Genomic DNA, 19,245 nt, shown 5'->3' with positions numbered 1-19,245 from the left:
GCCGCCCATCGCGCAAGCGCCCGGCTTCCTGCCGGCCGCGCGGCCTCCCCACCCATCAAAACGACGAACCGGGCTCGCGCAGGAAGGCCGTCTCCTCGTCGGTCGACGCGCGGCCGAGAATCGCGTTCCGGTGCGGAAACCGCCCGAAGCGCCCGACCACGGCCGCATGGCGCAACGCGAAGTCGTGGTAGCTCTCGCACCCGGCCTCGCCGCGAATGCCCGCGCACAGCCGCACGGCCTCGCGCTGGCTCTCGTGCGACTCGTCATGTTCGAACGGCAGATACGCGAACGCGCGGTGATGGCCGCTCGGCAATTGCGCGTCCCACCCGGCCGCGACGACGCGCCGCGCAAGCGCGAGTGCCTTCGGATCGGCGGCGAACGCGCGCGGCGTGCCGCGATGAATGTTGCGCGAGAACTGATCGAGGACCACGATCAGCGCGAGCGCGCCGAGCGGCGTATCGGCCCAATGATCGCAGGCGCCGTCGCACGCGGTATCGAGCAACGCGCCGTAGCGCGTGCGCAGCACGTCGTCGAACGCCGCGCCGCCGTTGAACCATGCCTTGCGCGCGTGGCCGAACTCCGCCGAACCCGGCGCGCCGAACCAGAAATCGAGCATCTCGCGCGCGTGCGGGTCGAGCGCCGCGGCGCTGTCCGTCGGGGTGTCGATCGTCATGCAAACTCCAGTACGAGGCGCCGTGTCCGCGCGCTCTTTTTTTCAAGTTTGGCGACCCGCAGGTCGCCGATTTCCGACGTATTGCGCACGTGCGTGCCGCCGCACGGCTGCAGGTCGACGCCGTGGATGCGCAACAGCCGCACGCGGCCCAGCCCCATCGGCGGCTTCACGCTCATCGTGCGCACGAGGTCGGGCCGTTCGGCCATCTCCGCGTCGGTGATCCATTCGGTCGTGACCGCATGCGCGCCATGGACGAGCCCCGCGAGGCGGTGCTCGACGTCGACGCGGTCGATCGCGTCCGACGTCGCGAAATCGAGCCGCACGTAGTCGGCCGTCACGCTGCAGCCGTCGACCGGATACGGCAACACCGCGCACATCAGGTGCGCGGCCGTATGCAGCCGCATGTGCCGGTAGCGGCGCAGCCAGTCGATGTCCGCCACCACGCGCGCGCCGGGCGCGAGCGCCGCGACGTGCGCTTCCTGGCCTGCCGCGGGCACGTGCACGGCATCGTCGGGCGTTGCGCCGTCGAACTTCGCCTTGCGCGTGTCGGCGATCGCGATCGTGCTGCCGTCGGGCAGCGTCAGCGTGCCGCTGTCGCCCGCCTGCCCGCCGCCGAGCGGATAGAACACGGTGCGGTCGAGCCGGATACCGTCATCGCCCACGGCCGCGACGACGGCCTCGCATTGCGTCAGGTAGGCATCTTCGCGAAACAGTGCCTGGGTCATCATCGCGCCTCGTATCGATGGGGAAACGGTCAGTGTCGGGCCACGCATCACCGGCGGCCAGACGCACCTGGACCGGCCCTCAGGCAGCAGCGTACCGGTCGATCAACCGGGCCGGTTGCGCATCCAGTCGGCCGTGTCGTAGAACGAATGCATGAGCCGCTCGCGCAACGGCTCGGGCAACCCGATGTCCTCCATCGCCCACGCCATGCAGCGCAGCCACTGGTCGCGCCCGGCCGACGCGATCGGGAACGGCAGGTGCCGTGCGCGCAGCCGCGGGTGACCGAACCGGCTGATGTAGTGGTCGGGGCCGCCGAGCCAGCCGCACAGGAACCAGAACAGCTTGTCGCGCGAGCCGTCGAGCGACGCCGGGTGCAGCGCGCGAATCTCCGCGAACTCCGGCTCGAGGTCCATCAGGTCGTAGAAGCGGTCCACCATGTCGCGCACGCGCGCTTCGCCGCCCACGAGTTCGAAGGCCGTCGGCTGCGACGGCGCATCATCATTCACATCGGTCATACGGATAATCGGAAACGGGATAATCGGGGCCGCCGGCGGCGCTCACGCGTCGCGCAGCGACTGCAGCGCGGGGCGCCGCAACACATTATGCAGGCTCAGCCAGCCGGCCGCACCGGCGCACGCGACACCGGCCGCGATGCCGGCCGGCACGAGCCACGGATCGACGGCGAGCTGGAAGTCGAACACGCGCGATGCGAGCACCCAGCCGACGGCGATCGCCCCCGCCGATGCCAGCGCACCGGCCAGCGCGCCGACGACGATGAATTCCGCGCGCTGCACCGCATTGACCTGCGCGCGCGACGCGCCGAGCGCGCGCAGCAGCGCGGCCTCGCGCACGCGCTCGTCGCGCGAGCCGGCAAGCGCGGTGTACAGCACGAGCACGCCGGCCGCGAGCGTGAACGCAAACAGAAACTGCACCGCGCCGACCACCTGCAGCATCATCCGCTGCAGTTGCGCGAGGATCGGCGCGACGTCGATCGCGGTCAGGTTCGGATAGCGCGCGATCAGCGGATCGAGCAGCGCCGCCTGTTCGGCCGGCAAGTGGAAGCTCGTCAGGTACACGGCCGGGAAATCCTTCAGCACGGGCGGCGGCATCAGCACGAAGAAGTTGACGCGGAACGAGCCCCAGTCGAGCTTGCGCACGCTGGTGATCGGCGCATCGACCGTCAGCCCCGTCACGTCGAAACGCAGCGTATCGCCCGGCTTCACGTTGATCATCTTCGCCAGCCCGGCCTCGATCGAGATCTGCGGCGTGGCCGCGTTCCCGAACCAGTCGCCAGCGACGATCCGGTTGTCGGACGGCAACTCGGTCGTATACGACAGGTTGAACTCGCGATCGACGAGCCGGCGCGCGTCGTCGGAGGGATACGCGTCGGGGTTCACCGGCTTGCCGTTGATCGCGACGAGCCGGCCGCGCACCATCGGCTCGGGCACCGCGTCGCGCACGCCGTGCGCGGCGAGCCACGCGGCGACGTCGTCGCGCTGGTCGGGCTGGATGTCGATCAGGAACTGGTTCGGCGCATCGGGCGGCGTCGACTGCCGCCAGCCGGCAACGAGGTCGTTGCGCGTGATCGCGATCAGCAGCAGGCACATCAGGCCCAGTGCGAGCGCGGTAATCTGCAGCGCGCTCGCCGTGCCGCGCCGGTGCAGCGACGCGAGCGCGTAGCGCCAGCCGATGCCCGCGCTCACGCGCGCGTTGCGCACCGTGCGCGCCGCCGCGTACAGCACCAGCCGTGCGATCAGCGCGAAGCCGACCAGCGCACCTGCGAACCCGCCCGCGACGATCAGGCCGAGCTTCAGGTTGCCCGCCGCGACGATCAACAGCCCGGCGAACAACACGACGCCGACCGCATACGCGGCCCACGCGGTGCGCGACGCGTCGCCCCAGTCGCGCCGCAGCACGCGCACCGGCGGCACGCGCGTAAGCGGCGCGAGCGGCGGCAGCGCGAAGCCGAGCAGCAGCACGAGCGCGGCCCCGATGCCGACGAGCGCGGGCCACAGGGTCGGCGGCGGCAGCACGACGTCGATCAGGCCGCCGAGTGCCGCCAGCAGCGCCCAGTGGCCGCCGTAGCCGAGCACCGCGCCCGCGACGCCCGACACGATGCCGATGGTGGCGAATTCGAGCGCGAACAGCGCACCGAGGGTGCGACGGCTGACGCCGAGGCAGCGCATCGTCGCGCAGCCGTCGAGATGGCGCCGCATGTAGCGCTGCGCGGCCATCGCGATCGCGACCGCCGCGAGCAGCGCGGTCAGGAGCGCGACGAGCGTCAGGAAATGGCGGGCGCGATCGAGCGTCTGCCGCACCTGAGGCTGCCCTTCCTGCAACGACTCGAGACCGACGCCGCGCAGCTTGCCGCCGTCGACGCGCCCGTGCGCATAGGCCTCGAAGCGCGCGACGGCCGGCGTGTCGCCGGCCACGAGCAGCCGGTACGTCACGCGGCTGCCGTAGCCGGTGAGCCCGGTCCCGGCGAGTTCGTCCGCGCGCATCATCAACCGCGGCGAGAAATTGACGAATGAGAAGCCGCGATCGAGTTCGCGGGAGATCGACGCGGCGACCGTGAACGTGCGCAGCCCGACGCGCACGGTGTTCCCCGCCTTCAGATGCAACGCGTCGAGCAGCGCGGGATCGGCCCACACGGTGCCGGGCGCGGGAATCGCGGTCGCCTTGTGCGCGGCGCGCGCGCCGGCCGGCACGATCTCGACCGCGCCGCGCAGCGGATACTGAGGCGACACGGCCTTCACGGCCGCGAGGCGTGCGGGCGCCGCACCGTTCGCCTGCCCGCCGCCGGCCGACGCGATCATGCTCGGGAAGATCGCCGTGGTCGCGGTGCGCAGCCCGAGTGCGCGCGCCTCGCGATCGAACGACGGATCGACGGGATGGTCGGCGCGCACGACGAAATCGGCGCCGAGCATCTGGCGCGCATCACGCTCGAGCCCCTGGCGCAACCGGTCGGCGAGAAAACCGACGCTCGTCAGCGCGGCGACCGCGAGCACCAAGGCCAGCACGAGGAGCGTCAGTTCACCGGCACGCCAGTCGCGTGCGGTCATCCGCGCGGCCTGGCGGATCAGGTCGTGCCAGCCGAAGCGGCCGGCCTGCGCGGGCCGCCCGGCAGGTGACGGGTCGGCGTGCTGCCGCTCGACGGGTGCCGGCGCCTTCAATCGCGCTTGCCCCCGATCGAGTTGAGCCGCGTCACCATGTGGTTCGCCATCCCGCGGAACCCGCCCGATACGCCGCGCCACAGACGCGGCAGCGCCCAGGCCGACGCCGCGATGAACGCGGCGAGCAGCACGAGGAACGCGAGCGGAACGAAGAACGCGAGGGCGAGGCCGCCGAACACGAGCCCGTCCTCGGTGGACGACGCGACCCAGTTCGAGATCGGTTCGGGAGACAGGTTGATCAGTGCGCGGGTGCCGGCCTTCGCGATGTGCGCGGCACCGGCGAGCGAGCCACCGGCCAGCCCGGCGACCGCGAGCACGGTCGGGTCGGCATGGCCGAGCGCACCGGCGGCCAGCACCGCGCCGGCCGGAATGCGGATGAAGGTGTGCACGGCGTCCCACAGCGAGTCGAACGCGGGAATCTTGTCGGCGAGGAATTCGGTGACGGCGAGCACGGCGGCGGCGCCGATGACCCACGGCGAGGTGAGGACTGCGAGCGTATCGGGCAGATGGAGCCAGCCGACCCGCGCGAGCACGCCGGCGATCAGCACCGTCAGGTAAAGGCGCAGCCCGCTCGCCCACGCGAGCCCCGCGCCGAGCGAAATGGCTTCGATCATGGCCCTCTCCTTGCACTTTCCGTGCGATTTGCCGATTGATCGGATCGAGTCGGCATGACCGGCCGCGCGGCGCGTGGCGACCGGCGCCGATGGCCGCGAACGGCGCAACGGCATTCAGGCCCGAATGCGTTCCATTATAGACAGGCTGGCAGGAGAGCCGGCGCAATTCCGCAGTGCGTCACGCCGGATACGGGCGCCGGCCGGCGCCCGGCGAGTCGGCGTCAGGCAGCCGACGACAGCTTCAGGCCGATCAGCCCGAGCACGATCAGCGACGCGCTCGCGACGCGCGCGACGGTCAGCGCCTCGCCCATCATCACGATCCCGAACACGAACGCGCCCACCGCGCCGATGCCCGTCCACATCGCGTACGCGGTGCCGAGCGGCAACTGGCGCATCGCGACCGCGAGCAGCCCGAAGCTGGCAAGCGCCGTCACGATCGTCAACACCGACGGCCCGAGTTTCGTGAAACCCTCGGACGATTTCATGCCGGCCGCCCAGGCCACTTCCAGCAAACCGGCGATCAACAACCATACCCACGCCATCTCGACGCACTCCGTATCGGTTGGGGCCGTCCCCGCTGAAGCGAATGACCCGGGGTCGTCCCCGGGTGGCGCCGAGTATAACAAGATGCTTACGGGCATGCCGGATGCGGCCGGGTTCGAACGATGAATCGGGCCCGCACATGGCGCGGGCGCGACTGCCCGCGCCCGCCGCGCCCGGTCGATCAGTTCGACACGCGCTTGGGGCCGCCCCCGCCGACGCAGCGGTCGTCGCGGTACAGCGCCCATTCTTCGCACACGCGGCCGTCCTTGAACACGCACATCCCGACCTGCCCGCTCGACAGGTTGCGAATCACGTGGCGACCGCCGAGCTTCTCGCAATTGACCGACGCGGGATTGGCGAGCGCCGCTTGCGGCGCCGAAGGCTGCTGCCCGGGCGGCAGCGGCTGCGCGAACGCGCCGGGCGCTGCAAGCGCCAGCGCACCGATGACGACCAGACGGACGGACATTGCACGCTCCTCGATTTCGTTCGCGGAACGGTCAGCATAGCGGGGAATGCGTGGCCGGTGTGCACGTCCGGCGCCCGCGGCGGCACTGTCGCGCCGAAGCAACTTCACCGGCGTGCGGCCTTGCATTCCGGCCGTATCGCGCGGCATGCCGCGCACGTCACGCCGCGCCGACGAGCCGGTAGCCGACCCCCGTTTCGGTGACGATGTGCTCGGGCTGCGCGGGATCGCGCTCGAGCTTCTGGCGCAGGTGCGCCATGTAGATGCGCAGGTAGTGATGGCTCTCGACGTGCGACGGCCCCCACACGTCGCGCAGCAGCTGGCGATGCGTGAGCACGCGGCCCGCGTGCCGCACGAGCGTCGCGAGCAGCCGGTATTCGAGCGGCGTCAGGTGCACGATCTCGCCGTCGCGCCACACCTGGCGCAGCGCGAGATCGACGGTCACGCCGCCGAAGCTCACCTTCGGCGATTCGTTCGCGCCGCCCTGGTTGCGCCGGCGCAGTTGCGCGCGGATCCGCGCGCGCAGCTCGGACACGCCGAACGGCTTGGTGAGGTAGTCGTCGGCGCCCACGTCGAGTGCCGCGACCTTCTCGTCTTCCTGCGTGCGCGCGGACAGCACGATCACCGGCACCTCGGACCAGCCGCGCAGCTCGCGGATCACGTCGAGGCCGTCGGTATCGGGCAGGCCGAGATCGACGATCACGAGATCGGGCTTGCGGGTCGCCGCGTCGATCAGCCCCTGCTTGCCCGTCTCCGCCTCGAACACGGCGATGTCCTCCTCCTCGAGCGCGGCGCGCACGAAGCGGCGGATCTGTTTTTCATCCTCGATCAGGACGACGGTCAGGCTCGGTTCACTCATGGTCTGGCAAAGGCTCGGAGGGGGACGATGCGCCGGGCGCGTCGAAATCGTCGTCGGGTACGGCAGGCACGGCCGGCGGCGTCTCGACCGGCAGCGTGAACCAGAAGCGCGCGCCCGTCACGCGGCCGTCGGGCCCGGTACGGTTGAGCGCGCCGATTCTACCGCCATGCGCCTCGACGATCGCGCGGCAGATCGCGAGGCCGAGCCCGATGCCCGGCGTCGCCGATTCCTTTTCGCCGCGCGTGAACTTGTCGAAGATCCGCGTTTCCATCCCGGCCGGCAAGCCCGGGCCGTGATCGTCGACGTGCACGCGCACGCAGGGCTGGCCGTCGTCGGTCACGCGTTCGGCGCCGATCTCGATCGGCGTGTCGGGCGGCGTGTACTTCGCCGCGTTCTCGAACAGGTTCGTGAACAGGCGCTCCATCAGCACCGCGTCCATCTGCAGGAGCGGCAGGTCGGCCGGCAGCGACACGCGCGCGGGATGGCGCGCGAGCACGCGCTTGCACGCGGCAAGCGCGGCGCCGACGGTTTCCTCGAGCAGCGACCACTGGCGCTTGAGCTGCAGGCTGCCCGCCTGCAGCCGCGCCATGTCGAGCAGGTTCGTGACGATGCCCGTCATCCGCAGCGCCTCGTCGTGGATCGCGTCGACCAGCTCGCCTTCGCGCTGCGCGGACCGTTCGGCCGCCGGCGTGTGCGGCTCGGCCGCGCGCGCGTTCGCGAGCATCGACGAGAAGCCGACGATCGTCGTGAGCGGCGTGCGCAGGTCGTGCGAGATGGCCGACAGCAGCGAGTTGCGCAGCCGCTCGGACTCCATGTTGACGAGCGCGTCGCGCGCGATCTCGACGTAGTGCACGCGTTCGAGCGCAAGCGCGATCTGCGCGGCGAACGCATCGAGCATGCGCAGTTGCTCGGGCACCTCGAGCTCGCGCGGATCGCGCGACGCCACCGCGAGCACGCCGCGCGTGCGCATCGGCGCCTTCAGCGGCAGATACAGCGCGGCGGTCGCGGGCAGCGTGTCGGTGCCGCGGCCGGCCGGCTTCTGCTGGTCGTACACCCACTGCCCGACGTCGCAGTCGAGCGCCGCGCCCGTCAGCGTGACGGCCGCGTCGGGTTCCTCGATCTTCTGCCGCACCTGGTCCGCGCTGTCGGGCAGCAGGAACGCGACGCGCGCGCGGAACACCTCGCCCACGTGGCGGCTGCCGATCTCGACGATCTGTTCGGTCGTCAGCGCCGCGCCGAGCTCGCGCGCCATCGCGTAGATCGCACCGGTGCGGCGCTCGCGGCGCTGCGCGATGCTCGCCTGGCGCGTCAACGTCGACGTCAGGTGGCTGATCACGAGCGACGTCAGCAGCATCCCGAAGAAGGTCAGCAGATACTGCGTGTCGCTCACGGAGAACGACATGCGCGGCGGCACGAAGAAGTAATCGAACGCGGCGACCGACAGGAACGACTGCAGCACGCCCGGGCCGCGTCCGAGCCGCACGGCCGAGAACACCACGCCGAGCAGGTACAGCATCACGAGGTTCGTCAGGTCGAGCCGCGCGGACACGACGCTCGCGACCCCGGTGATTGCCGCGCAGATCGCGGCCGCGTACAGGTAATGACGCGGCGGCGAACGCCGCATGCCGAACTGCGCGAACGCGTCGCGCCAGTCGCGGGCGCGCGCGTCGAGCGGCGTGGCGCGCACTTCGTCGCTCGCCGACGCACGGATCAGCATCAGGTCGACGTCGCCCGCGCGTTCGGCGAGCTTGTCACCGAACGGCCGCGCGAAGCGGCGCGCGAGCCCGACCTTCGGCGAGCCGCCCGCGACGATCTTCGACACGTTGCGCACCTTCGCATAACCGATCAGCGCCGTGACCGCATCGTCGCCGGCGAGCGTGGCCGTCTCCGCGCCGAGCTCGGCCGCGAGCTTCAGCGCATCGAGCGTGCGCTGCCGCCGCGCGTCGGGCAGCCGCTGCAGCCGCGGCGTCTCGACGTACACGGCGATCCAGTCGGCCTTCAGGCTCGCGGCGAGCCGCGCGGCCGCGCGCACCAGCGTCGGCGCCTCGGCGCCGGGCCCGACGCACACGAGCAGCCGCTCGCGCGCCTGCCAGATGCGCTGGATCGAACGGTCGGCGCGATACTCGCGCATCTGCGCGTCGACGCGATCGGCCGTGCGCCGCAACGCCAGTTCCCGCAGCGCGATCAGGTTGCCCTTGCGGAAGAAGTTGCGCACCGCGCGCTCGGCCTGCTGCGCGAGATACACCTTGCCGTCGCGCATCCGCTCGAGCAGCTCCTCGGCCGGCAGGTCGACCAGCGTGACCTCGTCGGCCGCGTCGAACACGCGGTCCGGCACGGTCTCCCACACGCGGATGCCGGTGATCGCACCGACCACGTCGTTCAGGCTCTCGAGATGCTGGACGTTGACCGTGGTGTACACGTCGATGCCCGCGTCGAGCAGCTCGTAGACGTCCTGCCAGCGCTTCAGGTGACGCGCGCCCTGCACGTTCGAGTGCGCGAGCTCGTCGACGAGGATCAGCTGCGGCGCACGCGCGAGCGCACCGTCGAGGTCGAATTCGGCGAGCGTGCGACCGCGATAGTCGAGGCGCGCGAGCGGCAGCACGTCGAAGCCGTCGAGCAGCGCGGCGGTTTCGCCGCGACCGTGGGTCTCGACGATGCCGACCACGACGTCGACACCGTCCTGCAGCCGCTGGCGCGCGGCCTGCAGCATCGCGTAGGTCTTGCCGACGCCGGCAGACGCGCCGAAGAAGATCTTGAGCTGGCCACGCCGCTGCTTTTCTTCGTCGCGCTGCAGCTTGTCGAGGAGTTGGTCGGGATCGGGGCGGTTCATGCGTCAGGACGGCGAAGCGCCGGATGGTGCGCGAAATACAGGCATTGTGGTTCCAAATCGCCGCAAAAGGCAAAGACGGCGCATGCGCCGTCGGTAAGCCGGCCCCGGCGCGCAACCCGCCGCGCCGGGAAGCCCGGATGCACGCGCGCTCAGTGCGCGGCCTGCGCCGCGTCGAGCGCGAGATTCAGCTTCAGCACGTTCACGCGCGGCTCGCCGAGCACGCCGAACTGGCGGCCCGTCGTGTTCGCGGCGACGAGCTGCGCGACCGTGTCCGGTGCGAGCTTGCGCGCCTTCGCGACGCGCTCGACCTGGTAGGCGGCGGCAGCCGGCGTGATCTCCGGATCGAGGCCGCTGGCGGACGCCGTCACGAGATCGACCGGCACGGGTTTCGACAGGTCGGTGCCCGCGTCGCGCAGCGCGGCGATGCGCGCCTTGACCTGATCGGCGAGCGACGGGTTCAGCGGGCCGAGGTTCGAGCCGCCGGAGCCGGTCGCGTTGTACGGCATCGGCGACGTGGCCGACAGGCGGCCCCAGAAGTATTTCGGCGCATCGAACTGCTGGCCGATCAATGCGGAACCGACCGCCTTGCCGTCCTGCTCGATCAGGCTGCCGTTCGCCTGCGACGGGAACACGGCCTGGCCGAACACGGTCATCACGGCCGGGTAAGCGAGCCCCGTCACCGCGGTCAGCACGGCAAAGATCACGACGAGCGGACGAATCAACGTTTTCATGATGTTTCCTTCAAATACGGCCGGCTCAGGCCCAGCCGAGTGCAGCGAGCGTCATGTCGATGAGCTTGATGAACGGGAACGGCAACAGCACGCCGCCGAGGCCGTACACCAGCAGGTTGCGGCGCAGCAGCGAGGCCGCGCCGAGCGGCCGGTACGTGACGCCCTTCAGCGCCAGCGGGATCAGCGCGACGATGATCAGCGCGTTGAAGATCACCGCCGACAGGATCGCGGAGGCCGGCGATGTCAGGTGCATGATGTCGAGCACGCGCAATTGCGGGTACGTCGTCACGAACGCGGCCGGGATGATCGCGAAATACTTCGCGATGTCGTTCGCGATCGAGAAGGTCGTCAGCGAGCCGCGCGTCATCAGCATCTGCTTGCCGATCTCGACGATCTCGATCAGCTTGGTCGGGTTCGAATCGAGGTCGACCATGTTGCCGGCTTCCTTCGCGGCCTGCGTGCCGGTGTTCATCGCCACCGCCACGTCGGCCTGCGCGAGCGCCGGCGCGTCGTTGGTGCCGTCGCCCGTCATCGCGACGAGGCGCCCCGCCGCCTGATGCTCGCGGATCGTCGCGAGCTTGGCTTCCGGCGTCGCTTCCGCGAGGAAGTCGTCGACGCCCGCCTCCGCCGCGATCGCCGCGGCCGTCAGCCGGTTGTCGCCCGTCACCATCACGGTCTTGATGCCCATCTTGCGCAGTTCGGCGAAACGCTCCTTGATGCCGCCCTTCACGATGTCCTTCAGCTCGATCACGCCGAGCACGCGCGCGACGCCGTCCTGCAGGTCGGCCACGACGAGCGGCGTGCTGCCGCGGCGCGCGACCTCGTCGACGGCGCGGCGCACTTCTTCCGGAAAACGGCTGCCGTGCGTCTCGACGTAGCGGCGAATCGCATCGGCCGCGCCCTTGCGGATCTCGCGGCCCGGCGCCGCGGAGGACGTCCCCTGGGGCGCCAGGTCGACGCCGCTCATCCGCGTTTGCGCGGAGAAGCCGATGAACGTCGCGTGCAGTTGCGCCATGTCGCGCTGGCGGATGTTGAAGCGCTCCTTCGCCAGCACCACGATGCTGCGGCCTTCCGGCGTTTCGTCGGCGAGCGACGACAGCTGCGCGGCGTCGGCCAGCGCCTCCTCGGTCACGCCCGGCGCGGGCACGAACGTCGACGCCTGGCGGTTGCCGAGCGTGATCGTGCCGGTCTTGTCGAGCAGCAGCACGTCGACGTCGCCGGCCGCCTCCACCGCGCGGCCCGACGTCGCGATCACGTTCGCCTGCATCATCCGGCTCATCCCGGCCACGCCGATCGCGGACAGCAACCCGCCGATCGTCGTCGGGATCAGGCACACCAGCAGCGCGACGAGCGCGGTGATCGTCACCACATGGCCCGCCTTCATCGCGTCGACCGAGAACATCGAGAACGGCAGCAGCGTCGCGGTCGCGAGCAACATCACGATCGTCAGCGCGACGAGCAGGATCGTGAGCGCGACCTCGTTCGGCGTCTTCTTGCGCTTCGCGCCTTCGACCATCGCGATCATCCGGTCGAGGAACGCCTCGCCGGGGTTCGCGGTGACGGTCACGACGATCCAGTCGGACAGCACGCGCGTGCCGCCCGTCACCGACGAGAAGTCGCCGCCCGACTCGCGGATCACCGGCGCCGATTCGCCGGTGATCGCGGATTCGTCGACCGACGCGACGCCGTCGACGACTTCGCCGTCGGCCGGGATCACGTCGCCGGCCTCGACCAGCACGACGTCGCCTTTGCGCAGGTCGGACGCGGTCGTGATGCGGATCGGCGACTTCGGATGCGGCTCGTTGAGCTTCTTCGCCATCACGTCCTTCTTCGCGCTGCGCAGCGACGCGGCCTGCGCCTTCGAGCGCCCTTCGGCGAGCGCTTCCGCGAAGTTCGCGAACAGCACCGTGAACCACAGCCACAGCGCGATCGCGAGGATGAAGCCCGCGGGCGCCTCGGCCTGGCCGGCGAGCGCCGCGATCCACAGGATCGTGGTCAGGATGCTGCCGACGTACACGCAGAACATCACCGGATTGCGGAACTGCGTGCGCGGCGTGAGTTTCTTGAACGAGTCCACGATCGCCGGGCGCAGCAGCGCCGGATCGAACATGGACCGTGTTGCGGAATGTTGAGTCATTGCGATCTCTTCAGTCTTTTCAATGTGTCGCCATGCGTGCGCGCATCACGCGCCCAGCCACATCATCAGGTGCTCGACGCCCGGGCCGAGCGCGAGCGCCGGCACGTAGGTCAGCGCGCCCACCAGCAGCACGGTGCCGAGCAGCAGCACGACGAACAGCGGGCCATGCGTGGGCAGCGTGCCGCTCGTCACCGCGATGCGTTTCTTCGCGGCGAGCGAGCCGGCGATCGCGAGCACCGGCACGATCGTGCCGAAGCGGCCGAACCACATCGCGATCGCGGTCATCCAGTTGTAGAACGGCGTGCCGACCGTCAGGCCCGCGAACGCGCTGCCGTTGTTGTTCGCGGCCGAGCTGAACGCGTACAGGATTTCCGAGAAGCCGTGCGGGCCCGGGTTCGCGATGCCGGCTCTGCCGGCATCGGCGAGCACGGCGATCGACGTGCCGACCAGCACCAGCAGCGGCGTGAGCAGCACGACGATCGACACCATCTTCATCTCGTACGACTCGATCTTCTTGCCGACGTATTCGGGCGTGCGGCCGATCATCAGGCCGGCGACGAACACCGCGAGCAGCGCGAACACGAGCATCCCGTAGAGACCCGAGCCGACCCCGCCGTAGACCACTTCGCCCAGTTGTATCAGCAGCATCGGCACGAGGCCGCCGAGCGGCGTCAACGAATCGTGCATCGTGTCGACCGCGCCGCACGACGCGGCCGTCGTCGCGACCGTGAAGATGCCGGTCTGCGCGATGCCGAAGCGCGTTTCCTTGCCTTCCATGTTGCCGCCCGGCTGCAGCGCGCTCGCCGACTGGTCGACGTGCAGCGCGGCGAGCGTCGGGTTGCCGCCCTGCTCGGCGCTCACCTCGACGCCGACCGCGATCGCGAACGCGACCGTCATCGCCGCAAGCACGGCGATGCCCTGCCGGCGGTCGCCGATCATGCGGCCGAACACGAGGGCCAGCGCCGCCGGGATGATCAGGATCGCGAAGATCTCGATGAAGTTCGCGAACGGCGTCGGGTTCTCGTACGGATGCGCGGAATTCGCGTTGAAGAAGCCGCCGCCGTTGGTGCCGAGCATCTTGATCGCTTCCTGCGACGCGACCGGGCCCATTGCAAGCGTCTGCTTCGTGAGCGGGGTCGGCACCGTCACCGGATTGCCCTTGTCGTCCTTCACCGGATTGCCCTGCGCGTCGAGCTTCGGCGCGGCATAGGTGCTCGCCTGCAGCACCGGCACGTCCTGGTATGCCTTCAGGTTCTGGATCACGCCCTGGCTCATCAGCAGCGCGGCGACGAGCGCCGCCATCGGCACCAGCACGTACAGCGTCACGCGCGTGAGGTCGACCCAGAAGTTGCCGATCGTCTGCGCGGTATGGCGTGCGAAGCCGCGGATCAGCGCGATCACGACGACGATGCCGGTGGCCGCCGACAGGAAGTTCTGCACGGTCAGGCCGAGCATCTGCGTCAGGTAGCTGACGGTCTGCTCGGGCGTGTAGTCCTGCCAGTTCGTGTTGGTGACGAAGCTGACGGCGGTGTTGAATGCGCCGTCGACCGTCATCGCACCGAACTGCTGCGGGTTGCCGGGCAGGAAGCCCTGCAGGCGCAGCAGCCCGTAGAGGAACAGCGCGCCGAGCGCGTTGAATGCGATCGTCGCGATCGCGTACTGCTTCCAGTTCATCTCGCTGCCGGCGTCGACGCCGGCAACGCGGTACAGCGCGCGCTCGAGCGGCCCGAACACGCGCACGACGCGCGCGCTGCCGTCCATCACCGCGGACAGATAGCGCGCGACCGGAACGGCCGCCGCCAGCAGCACGACGATGAAGAGCAGCGTTTGAAAGAGATTGTTCGCGTTCATTCAATGTCCTCCGCGCGCAGCAGCGCAAAGACGAGATACGCGAACAGCAGGGCCGTCGAGGCGCCCGCCAGCCAAAGCATCCAGGTCATGCGCGCCCCCCGCGACCGTATTGCACGAGCTTGTCGCAACCGGCAATCAAACCGAGGATCAGCGCGGTGAAGAGCACCAGTGCGCCGATGAAAACCCCATCCATTTTTGTGTTCTCCATCGTCGAAATCGGACGACTAGAACCTTATGGGAACGCACGTAAAGGACGGGTCAAAGGTATCGGGGCGCGTATAAAAAACGCGTAAACGTGGAATGCGGGGGAGGACGGCGGGAACCGGGGGCGGGACGGACGGCGCCGTGGCGCCGCCCGGAAAGGCGCGTGCCGGCATGACGCCGGCACGTGGGGATGCGTCAGGGAACGAGGATCGTCGAGCCGGTGGTCTTGCGCGCTTCGAGATCTTCGTGCGCGCGGCCGACTTCCGCGAGCGGGTAGCGCTGGTTGATGCTCGTCTTCACCTTGCCCGACAGCAGCACGTCGAACAGCTCGGCGGCCGCGGCCTCGAGATCGGCGCGCTTCGCGATGTACGAGAACAGCGTCGGCCGCGTGAAGAACAGCGAGCCGCGCGACGAGAATTCCTTCGAATCGATCAGCGGGAGCGGACCCGACGCATTGCCGAAGCTGACGAACAGCCCGAGCGGCGCGAGGCTGTCGAGCGAGCCGATGTAGGTGTCCTTGCCGATCGAATCGTAGACGACCGGCACGCCCGCGCCGTTCGTGATCTCCTTCACGCGTTGCGTGAAGTTCTCTCGTGTATAGACGATCGGGTGGTCGCAGCCGTGCGCCTTCGCGAGCGCGGCCTTCTCGTCGGAGCCGACCGTGCCGATCACGGTCGCGCCGAGCGCCTTCGCCCACTGGCACACGAGCAGGCCGACACCGCCGGCCGCCGCGTGGATCAGGATCGTGTCGCCCGCCTTCACCGGGTACGTGCGACGCAGCAGGTAGTGCGCGGTCAGCCCCTGCAGCATCACCGATGCCGCATCGTCGTCGCTGATCCCGTCCGGCAGCTTCACGAGCCGCTCGGCCGGCATCACGCGTTCCTGCGCATATGCGCCCGGTGGCTGCCCGACGTAGGCGACGCGGTCGCCGACCTCGAGCGCGCTCACGCCGTCGCCGACGGCCGTCACCTCGCCCGCCGCCTCCATCCCGAGGCCGCCGGGCAGCGGCTGCGGATACAGACCCGTGCGGAAATACACGTCGATGTAGTTGAGCCCGACCGCGTGCTGCCGGATGCGGACTTCGCCCGCCTTCGGCTCGCCGACCTCGACATCGACCCACTTCATCACGTCCGGGCCGCCCGGCTGGTCGTATCGGATTGCTTTCGGCATCGTTTCGCTCCTCGTTTCTGAATCGGTCAGGGGATAGTCGGTCACCGACGCGCGGACCGGCGCCGACCGGTGCAGGCTGGCTCCGGCGGCCGATGCGCGTCGCGACGCCCGATTCTCGCGCGTCGCCGCCGCGCGTGCATGGCCCTGCCGATAGCAGGGGCAATCGGCCGCGCCGACGATCAGCAAACGTCCTGCATGTTCCGCGCCAGATCGTCGAGCAGCATCCGCGCGGTCGCGACATTGGTCGCGACCGCCACGTCGTGCACGTCGCAGGCGCGCACCAGCGCGGTGATGTCCGGATCGTGCGGCTGCGCGGTCATCGGGTCGCGCAGGAACACGACGATGTCGACACGGCCGTCGACCAGTTCCGCGCCGATCTGCAGGTCGCCGCCGCACGGCCCCGACAGCTTGCGCTCGACCTCGAGCCCATGCGCGGCGGCGATGCGGCCGCCCGTCGTGCCGGTCGCGACCAGCCGGCATTGTGCGAGCGTCGCGCGGTACTGGCCCGCGAGCGCGACGATGTCGTCCTTCTTCGCGTCGTGCGCGATCAGTGCGATGCGGGGTTTGCTCATCTCCGTTTCCTTCGTGGTTCGATTAGTGTCGTCGTGAATGGCGGTGCGCGCGTCAGAACGTGCCCGGATACGCGCCGCCGTCGAGCAGCCAGTTCTGCCCGGTGATGTAGCCGGCATGCACGCTGCACAGGAACGCGCATGCCGCGCCGAATTCGGCGCGCGTGCCGAGGCGCCCGGCCGGGATGCCCTTGGTGCGCCGCGCGCGCAGCGCGTCGACCGTCACGCCCTGCGCCTTCGCCGACGCGGCCAGCGTCGTCGCGATCCGGTCGGTGTCGAACAGCCCCGGCAACAGGTTGTTGATCGTCACGCCCTGCCCCGCGACCTTGCGCGACAGCCCCGCGACGAAGCCCGTCAGCCCCGAGCGCGCGCCGTTCGACAGCGCGAGCACGTCGATCGGCGCCTTCACGGCCGAGCTTGTGATGTTGACGATCCGGCCGAAGCCGCGGCCGATCATCCCGTCGACGGTCGCGCGGATCAGCTCGATCGGCGTCAGCATGTTCGACTCGAGCGCGCGAATCCAGTCGTCGTGCGAGAAATCGCGGAAGTCGCCGGGCGGCGGGCCGCCGGCATTCGTCACGAGAATGTCCGGCTGCGGGCACGCGGCAAGCGCGGCCGCGCGCCCGTCGGGCGTCGTGATGTCGCAGGCGACTGCGGTGATCGACACGTTCGACGCGGCGCGGATCTCCTGCGCGGTTTCCTCCAGCGTGTCGCGCGTGCGCGCGACGATCACCAGATTCACGCCCTCGGCGGCCAGCGCTTCCGCGCAGCCGCGCCCGAGCCCCTTGCTCGCCGCGCACACGAGCGCGGTCTTGCCTGCAATGCCGAGATCCATCGTCGATTCCTTTATGGCGACGCGCGCCGGCCCGGCCGAATCGCCAGCCAAATCGCCGGCCGCGCCGCCGGGCAGGCGAACGGTCGCGAACGGGCGAACGAGCGAATGGACGAATGGGCGAAAACGGCGCGCGGATTGTCGTGAGACGTCGATAATATCCGGATCGCGCGGCGCGCCTTGGTAAAATTGCGGCCATAAGCGGCAGCCGGCCTCGCGCCCGCCGCCGCCCCCGATCCCCTTTTGCCGCCAAGGCACCCCCGTCATGAAACAGGACAGCCGTTTCCCGAATCTCTTCATTACCGATCACCCGCTGATCCAGCACAAGCTCACGCACATGCGCGACAAGGACACGTCGACGCGCACGTTCCGCGAACTGCTGCGCGAGATCACGCTGCTGATGGGCTATGAGATCACCCGTAACCTGCCGATCACGACCAAGCGGGTCGAAACCCCGCTGGTGGCGGTCGACGCGCCGGTGATCGCGGGCAAGAAGCTCGCGATCGTGCCGGTGCTGCGGGCGGGCATCGGGATGTCGGACGGCCTGCTCGACCTGGTGCCGTCCGCGCGCGTCGGCCACATCGGCGTGTACCGCGCCGAGGATCACCGCCCGGTCGAGTACCTGGTGCGCCTGCCGGACCTGGAAGACCGCATCTTCATCCTGTGCGATCCGATGGTCGCGACCGGCTACTCGGCCGTGCACGCGGTCGACGTGCTCAAGCGCCGCAACGTGCCGGCCGCGAACATCATGTTCGTCGCGCTGGTCGCCGCGCCCGAAGGCGTGCAGGTGTTCCAGGACGCGCACCCGGACGTGAAGCTGTTCGTCGCGTCGCTCGACTCGCACCTGAACGAGCACGCGTACATCGTGCCGGGCCTGGGCGACGCGGGCGACCGCCTGTTCGGCACCAAGAACTGACGGAACCGGCCTGCCGGCGCCGGCGGGCCGCGTCGGCCGCCCGGCCATTCGGCCGTTCGGCCATGCGCGACGGCCCCGAAGCGACGGTCGCCGCGTGATAAAATCACGTTCCACTCGACACGCGCGGCCCCGCGGCATCACGCCCGCCCAGACGGCCGCCGATTCAACGACACATTGGCACAATCGCCCGCGCAGCGCGCCCGGGCACGGAGAAAGGTATGGCTGGTCATTCGAAATGGGCCAACATCAAGCATAAGAAGGCAGCGGCCGACGCGAAGCGCGGCAAGATCTGGACCCGCCTGATCAAGGAAATCCAGGTCGCGGCCCGCCTCGGCGGCGGCGACGCGAACTCGAACCCGCGCCTGCGTCTCGCGGTCGACAAGGCAGCCGACGCGAACATGCCGAAGGACAACGTCAAGCGCGCGATCGATCGCGGCGTCGGCGGCGCGGACGGCGCGAACTACGAAGAAATCCGTTACGAAGGCTATGGCATCAGCGGCGCGGCGATCATCGTCGACACGCTGACCGACAACCGCACCCGCACGGTCGCGGAAGTCCGCCACGCGTTCTCGAAGTTCGGCGGCAACATGGGCACCGACGGTTCGGTCGCGTTCATGTTCGATCACGTCGGCCAGTTCCTGTTCGCGCCCGGCACGTCGGAAGACGCGCTGATGGAAGCGGCGCTCGAAGCCGGTGCGGACGACGTCAGCACGAACGAAGACGGCTCGATCGAAGTGCTGTGCGACTGGCAGACGTTCTCGGCGGTGAAGGACGCGCTCGAAGCCGCGGGCTTCAAGGCCGAACTCGCCGAGGTGACGATGAAGCCGCAGAACGAAGTCGAATTCACCGGCGACGACGCGGCGAAGATGCAGAAGCTCCTGGACGCGCTCGAGAACCTCGACGACGTGCAGGACGTGTATACGAACGCCGTCATCGTCGAGGAATGAGATGCCGGCC

The 19,245-nt window shown here is 69.7% G+C and carries 19 protein-coding genes; 2 read left to right on the top strand and 17 right to left on the bottom strand.

Translation table 11 applies throughout. The annotated features are described in order from the left end of the window. Positions 1–55 precede the first annotated feature (55 nt). The 17 genes from ACTJKF_RS12585 to ACTJKF_RS12505 form a co-directional block, all read right to left on the bottom strand. Entirely contained in the window at positions 56–673 is a 618-nt protein-coding gene (locus ACTJKF_RS12585; protein WP_440623859.1) for a DUF924 family protein, read from the bottom strand. After that, positions 670–1,401: an alanyl-tRNA editing protein gene (locus ACTJKF_RS12580; protein WP_440623858.1), complete on the bottom strand. Its 732-nt coding sequence runs from the start codon at positions 1,399–1,401 to the stop codon at positions 670–672. Before ACTJKF_RS12580 ends, ACTJKF_RS12585 begins: the two co-directional genes overlap by 4 nt. Positions 1,402–1,500: 99 nt before the next feature. Next, a complete protein-coding gene (locus ACTJKF_RS12575) occupies positions 1,501–1,911 on the bottom strand; it encodes a group II truncated hemoglobin (protein ID WP_440623857.1) in 411 nt (136 codons plus the stop codon). Positions 1,912–1,953: 42 nt separating this feature from the next. Next, positions 1,954–4,458 carry an ABC transporter permease gene (locus ACTJKF_RS12570; protein ID WP_440623911.1) on the bottom strand — a complete coding sequence of 835 codons (2,505 nt, stop codon included), beginning with the start codon at positions 4,456–4,458 and terminating at the stop codon, positions 1,954–1,956. Between the two features lie 107 nt (positions 4,459–4,565). Further along, positions 4,566–5,183 carry a DUF4126 domain-containing protein gene (locus ACTJKF_RS12565; RefSeq protein WP_057929256.1) on the bottom strand — a complete coding sequence of 206 codons (618 nt, stop codon included), beginning with the start codon at positions 5,181–5,183 and terminating at the stop codon, positions 4,566–4,568. Between the two features lie 221 nt (positions 5,184–5,404). Further along, complete coding sequence (gene sugE / locus ACTJKF_RS12560; RefSeq protein WP_440623856.1) at positions 5,405–5,725, bottom strand: quaternary ammonium compound efflux SMR transporter SugE; 321 nt, start codon at positions 5,723–5,725, stop codon at positions 5,405–5,407. Between the two features lie 182 nt (positions 5,726–5,907). Beyond that, positions 5,908–6,192: a putative hemolysin gene (locus ACTJKF_RS12555; RefSeq protein ID WP_440623855.1), complete on the bottom strand. Its 285-nt coding sequence runs from the start codon at positions 6,190–6,192 to the stop codon at positions 5,908–5,910. 157 nt (positions 6,193–6,349) lie between these two features. Beyond that, entirely contained in the window at positions 6,350–7,048 is a 699-nt protein-coding gene (kdpE, locus tag ACTJKF_RS12550; protein WP_440623854.1) for a two-component system response regulator KdpE, read from the bottom strand. Further along, complete coding sequence (locus tag ACTJKF_RS12545) at positions 7,041–9,878, bottom strand: DUF4118 domain-containing protein (RefSeq protein ID WP_440623853.1); 2,838 nt, start codon at positions 9,876–9,878, stop codon at positions 7,041–7,043. The genes kdpE and ACTJKF_RS12545 overlap by 8 nt, the downstream gene beginning before the upstream one ends. 149 nt (positions 9,879–10,027) lie before the next feature. Further along, positions 10,028–10,609, bottom strand: coding sequence for a potassium-transporting ATPase subunit KdpC (gene kdpC, locus ACTJKF_RS12540; protein ID WP_440623852.1), 582 nt, complete (start codon positions 10,607–10,609; stop codon positions 10,028–10,030). 25 nt (positions 10,610–10,634) lie between these two features. After that, positions 10,635–12,746 (bottom strand): potassium-transporting ATPase subunit KdpB, encoded by a 2,112-nt coding sequence (gene kdpB, locus ACTJKF_RS12535; protein WP_440623851.1) that lies wholly within the window; start codon positions 12,744–12,746, stop codon positions 10,635–10,637. Between the two features lie 45 nt (positions 12,747–12,791). Beyond that, positions 12,792–14,597 carry a potassium-transporting ATPase subunit KdpA gene (kdpA, locus tag ACTJKF_RS12530; protein ID WP_440623850.1) on the bottom strand — a complete coding sequence of 602 codons (1,806 nt, stop codon included), beginning with the start codon at positions 14,595–14,597 and terminating at the stop codon, positions 12,792–12,794. Then, positions 14,594–14,686, bottom strand: a complete 93-nt coding sequence (kdpF, locus tag ACTJKF_RS12525; protein WP_006752209.1) for a K(+)-transporting ATPase subunit F — start codon at positions 14,684–14,686, stop codon at positions 14,594–14,596. The genes kdpA and kdpF overlap by 4 nt, the downstream gene beginning before the upstream one ends. Then, positions 14,683–14,805 carry a hypothetical protein gene (locus ACTJKF_RS12520; protein WP_440623849.1) on the bottom strand — a complete coding sequence of 41 codons (123 nt, stop codon included), beginning with the start codon at positions 14,803–14,805 and terminating at the stop codon, positions 14,683–14,685. Before ACTJKF_RS12520 ends, kdpF begins: the two co-directional genes overlap by 4 nt. A gap of 191 nt (positions 14,806–14,996) precedes the next feature. After that, positions 14,997–15,971: a quinone oxidoreductase family protein gene (locus tag ACTJKF_RS12515; RefSeq protein WP_440623848.1), complete on the bottom strand. Its 975-nt coding sequence runs from the start codon at positions 15,969–15,971 to the stop codon at positions 14,997–14,999. A gap of 179 nt (positions 15,972–16,150) precedes the next feature. Then, positions 16,151–16,543, bottom strand: coding sequence for a methylglyoxal synthase (locus ACTJKF_RS12510; RefSeq protein WP_440623847.1), 393 nt, complete (start codon positions 16,541–16,543; stop codon positions 16,151–16,153). A gap of 52 nt (positions 16,544–16,595) precedes the next feature. Beyond that, positions 16,596–17,375, bottom strand: coding sequence for an SDR family oxidoreductase (locus ACTJKF_RS12505; RefSeq protein ID WP_440623846.1), 780 nt, complete (start codon positions 17,373–17,375; stop codon positions 16,596–16,598). A gap of 262 nt (positions 17,376–17,637) precedes the next feature. On the opposite strand from ACTJKF_RS12505, the gene upp reads away from it, so the two are divergent. Both upp and ACTJKF_RS12495 read left to right on the top strand, forming a co-directional pair. Then, positions 17,638–18,288 (top strand): uracil phosphoribosyltransferase, encoded by a 651-nt coding sequence (upp, locus tag ACTJKF_RS12500; protein ID WP_006478229.1) that lies wholly within the window; start codon positions 17,638–17,640, stop codon positions 18,286–18,288. 218 nt (positions 18,289–18,506) lie between these two features. Then, on the top strand, positions 18,507–19,235 hold the full coding sequence (locus ACTJKF_RS12495) for a YebC/PmpR family DNA-binding transcriptional regulator (protein ID WP_321820505.1): 729 nt from the start codon (positions 18,507–18,509) through the stop codon (positions 19,233–19,235). Positions 19,236–19,245: the final 10 nt, after the last annotated feature.

Origin of the sequence: Burkholderia sp. 22313 (genome assembly GCF_052045245.1) — a bacterium.
Taxonomy (GTDB): domain Bacteria; phylum Pseudomonadota; class Gammaproteobacteria; order Burkholderiales; family Burkholderiaceae; genus Burkholderia.
The sequence above is the reverse complement of the archived record's forward strand: the minus strand, read 5'-3'. Positions and strand labels throughout refer to the sequence as shown.

Coding starts and splice junctions, on each gene's coding strand:
- ACTJKF_RS12585 (WP_440623859.1), bottom strand. CDS start 673: ATGACGATCGACACCCCGACGGACAGCGCCGCGGCGCTCGACCCGCAC.
- ACTJKF_RS12580 (WP_440623858.1), bottom strand. CDS start 1,401: ATGATGACCCAGGCACTGTTTCGCGAAGATGCCTACCTGACGCAATGC.
- ACTJKF_RS12575 (WP_440623857.1), bottom strand. CDS start 1,911: ATGACCGATGTGAATGATGATGCGCCGTCGCAGCCGACGGCCTTCGAA.
- ACTJKF_RS12570 (WP_440623911.1), bottom strand. CDS start 4,458: ATGACCGCACGCGACTGGCGTGCCGGTGAACTGACGCTCCTCGTGCTG.
- ACTJKF_RS12565 (WP_057929256.1), bottom strand. CDS start 5,183: ATGATCGAAGCCATTTCGCTCGGCGCGGGGCTCGCGTGGGCGAGCGGG.
- sugE (WP_440623856.1), bottom strand. CDS start 5,725: ATGGCGTGGGTATGGTTGTTGATCGCCGGTTTGCTGGAAGTGGCCTGG.
- ACTJKF_RS12555 (WP_440623855.1), bottom strand. CDS start 6,192: ATGTCCGTCCGTCTGGTCGTCATCGGTGCGCTGGCGCTTGCAGCGCCC.
- kdpE (WP_440623854.1), bottom strand. CDS start 7,048: ATGAGTGAACCGAGCCTGACCGTCGTCCTGATCGAGGATGAAAAACAG.
- ACTJKF_RS12545 (WP_440623853.1), bottom strand. CDS start 9,878: ATGAACCGCCCCGATCCCGACCAACTCCTCGACAAGCTGCAGCGCGAC.
- kdpC (WP_440623852.1), bottom strand. CDS start 10,609: ATGAAAACGTTGATTCGTCCGCTCGTCGTGATCTTTGCCGTGCTGACC.
- kdpB (WP_440623851.1), bottom strand. CDS start 12,746: ATGACTCAACATTCCGCAACACGGTCCATGTTCGATCCGGCGCTGCTG.
- kdpA (WP_440623850.1), bottom strand. CDS start 14,597: ATGAACGCGAACAATCTCTTTCAAACGCTGCTCTTCATCGTCGTGCTG.
- kdpF (WP_006752209.1), bottom strand. CDS start 14,686: ATGACCTGGATGCTTTGGCTGGCGGGCGCCTCGACGGCCCTGCTGTTC.
- ACTJKF_RS12520 (WP_440623849.1), bottom strand. CDS start 14,805: ATGGAGAACACAAAAATGGATGGGGTTTTCATCGGCGCACTGGTGCTC.
- ACTJKF_RS12515 (WP_440623848.1), bottom strand. CDS start 15,971: ATGCCGAAAGCAATCCGATACGACCAGCCGGGCGGCCCGGACGTGATG.
- ACTJKF_RS12510 (WP_440623847.1), bottom strand. CDS start 16,543: ATGAGCAAACCCCGCATCGCACTGATCGCGCACGACGCGAAGAAGGAC.
- ACTJKF_RS12505 (WP_440623846.1), bottom strand. CDS start 17,375: ATGGATCTCGGCATTGCAGGCAAGACCGCGCTCGTGTGCGCGGCGAGC.
- upp (WP_006478229.1), top strand. CDS start 17,638: ATGAAACAGGACAGCCGTTTCCCGAATCTCTTCATTACCGATCACCCG.
- ACTJKF_RS12495 (WP_321820505.1), top strand. CDS start 18,507: ATGGCTGGTCATTCGAAATGGGCCAACATCAAGCATAAGAAGGCAGCG.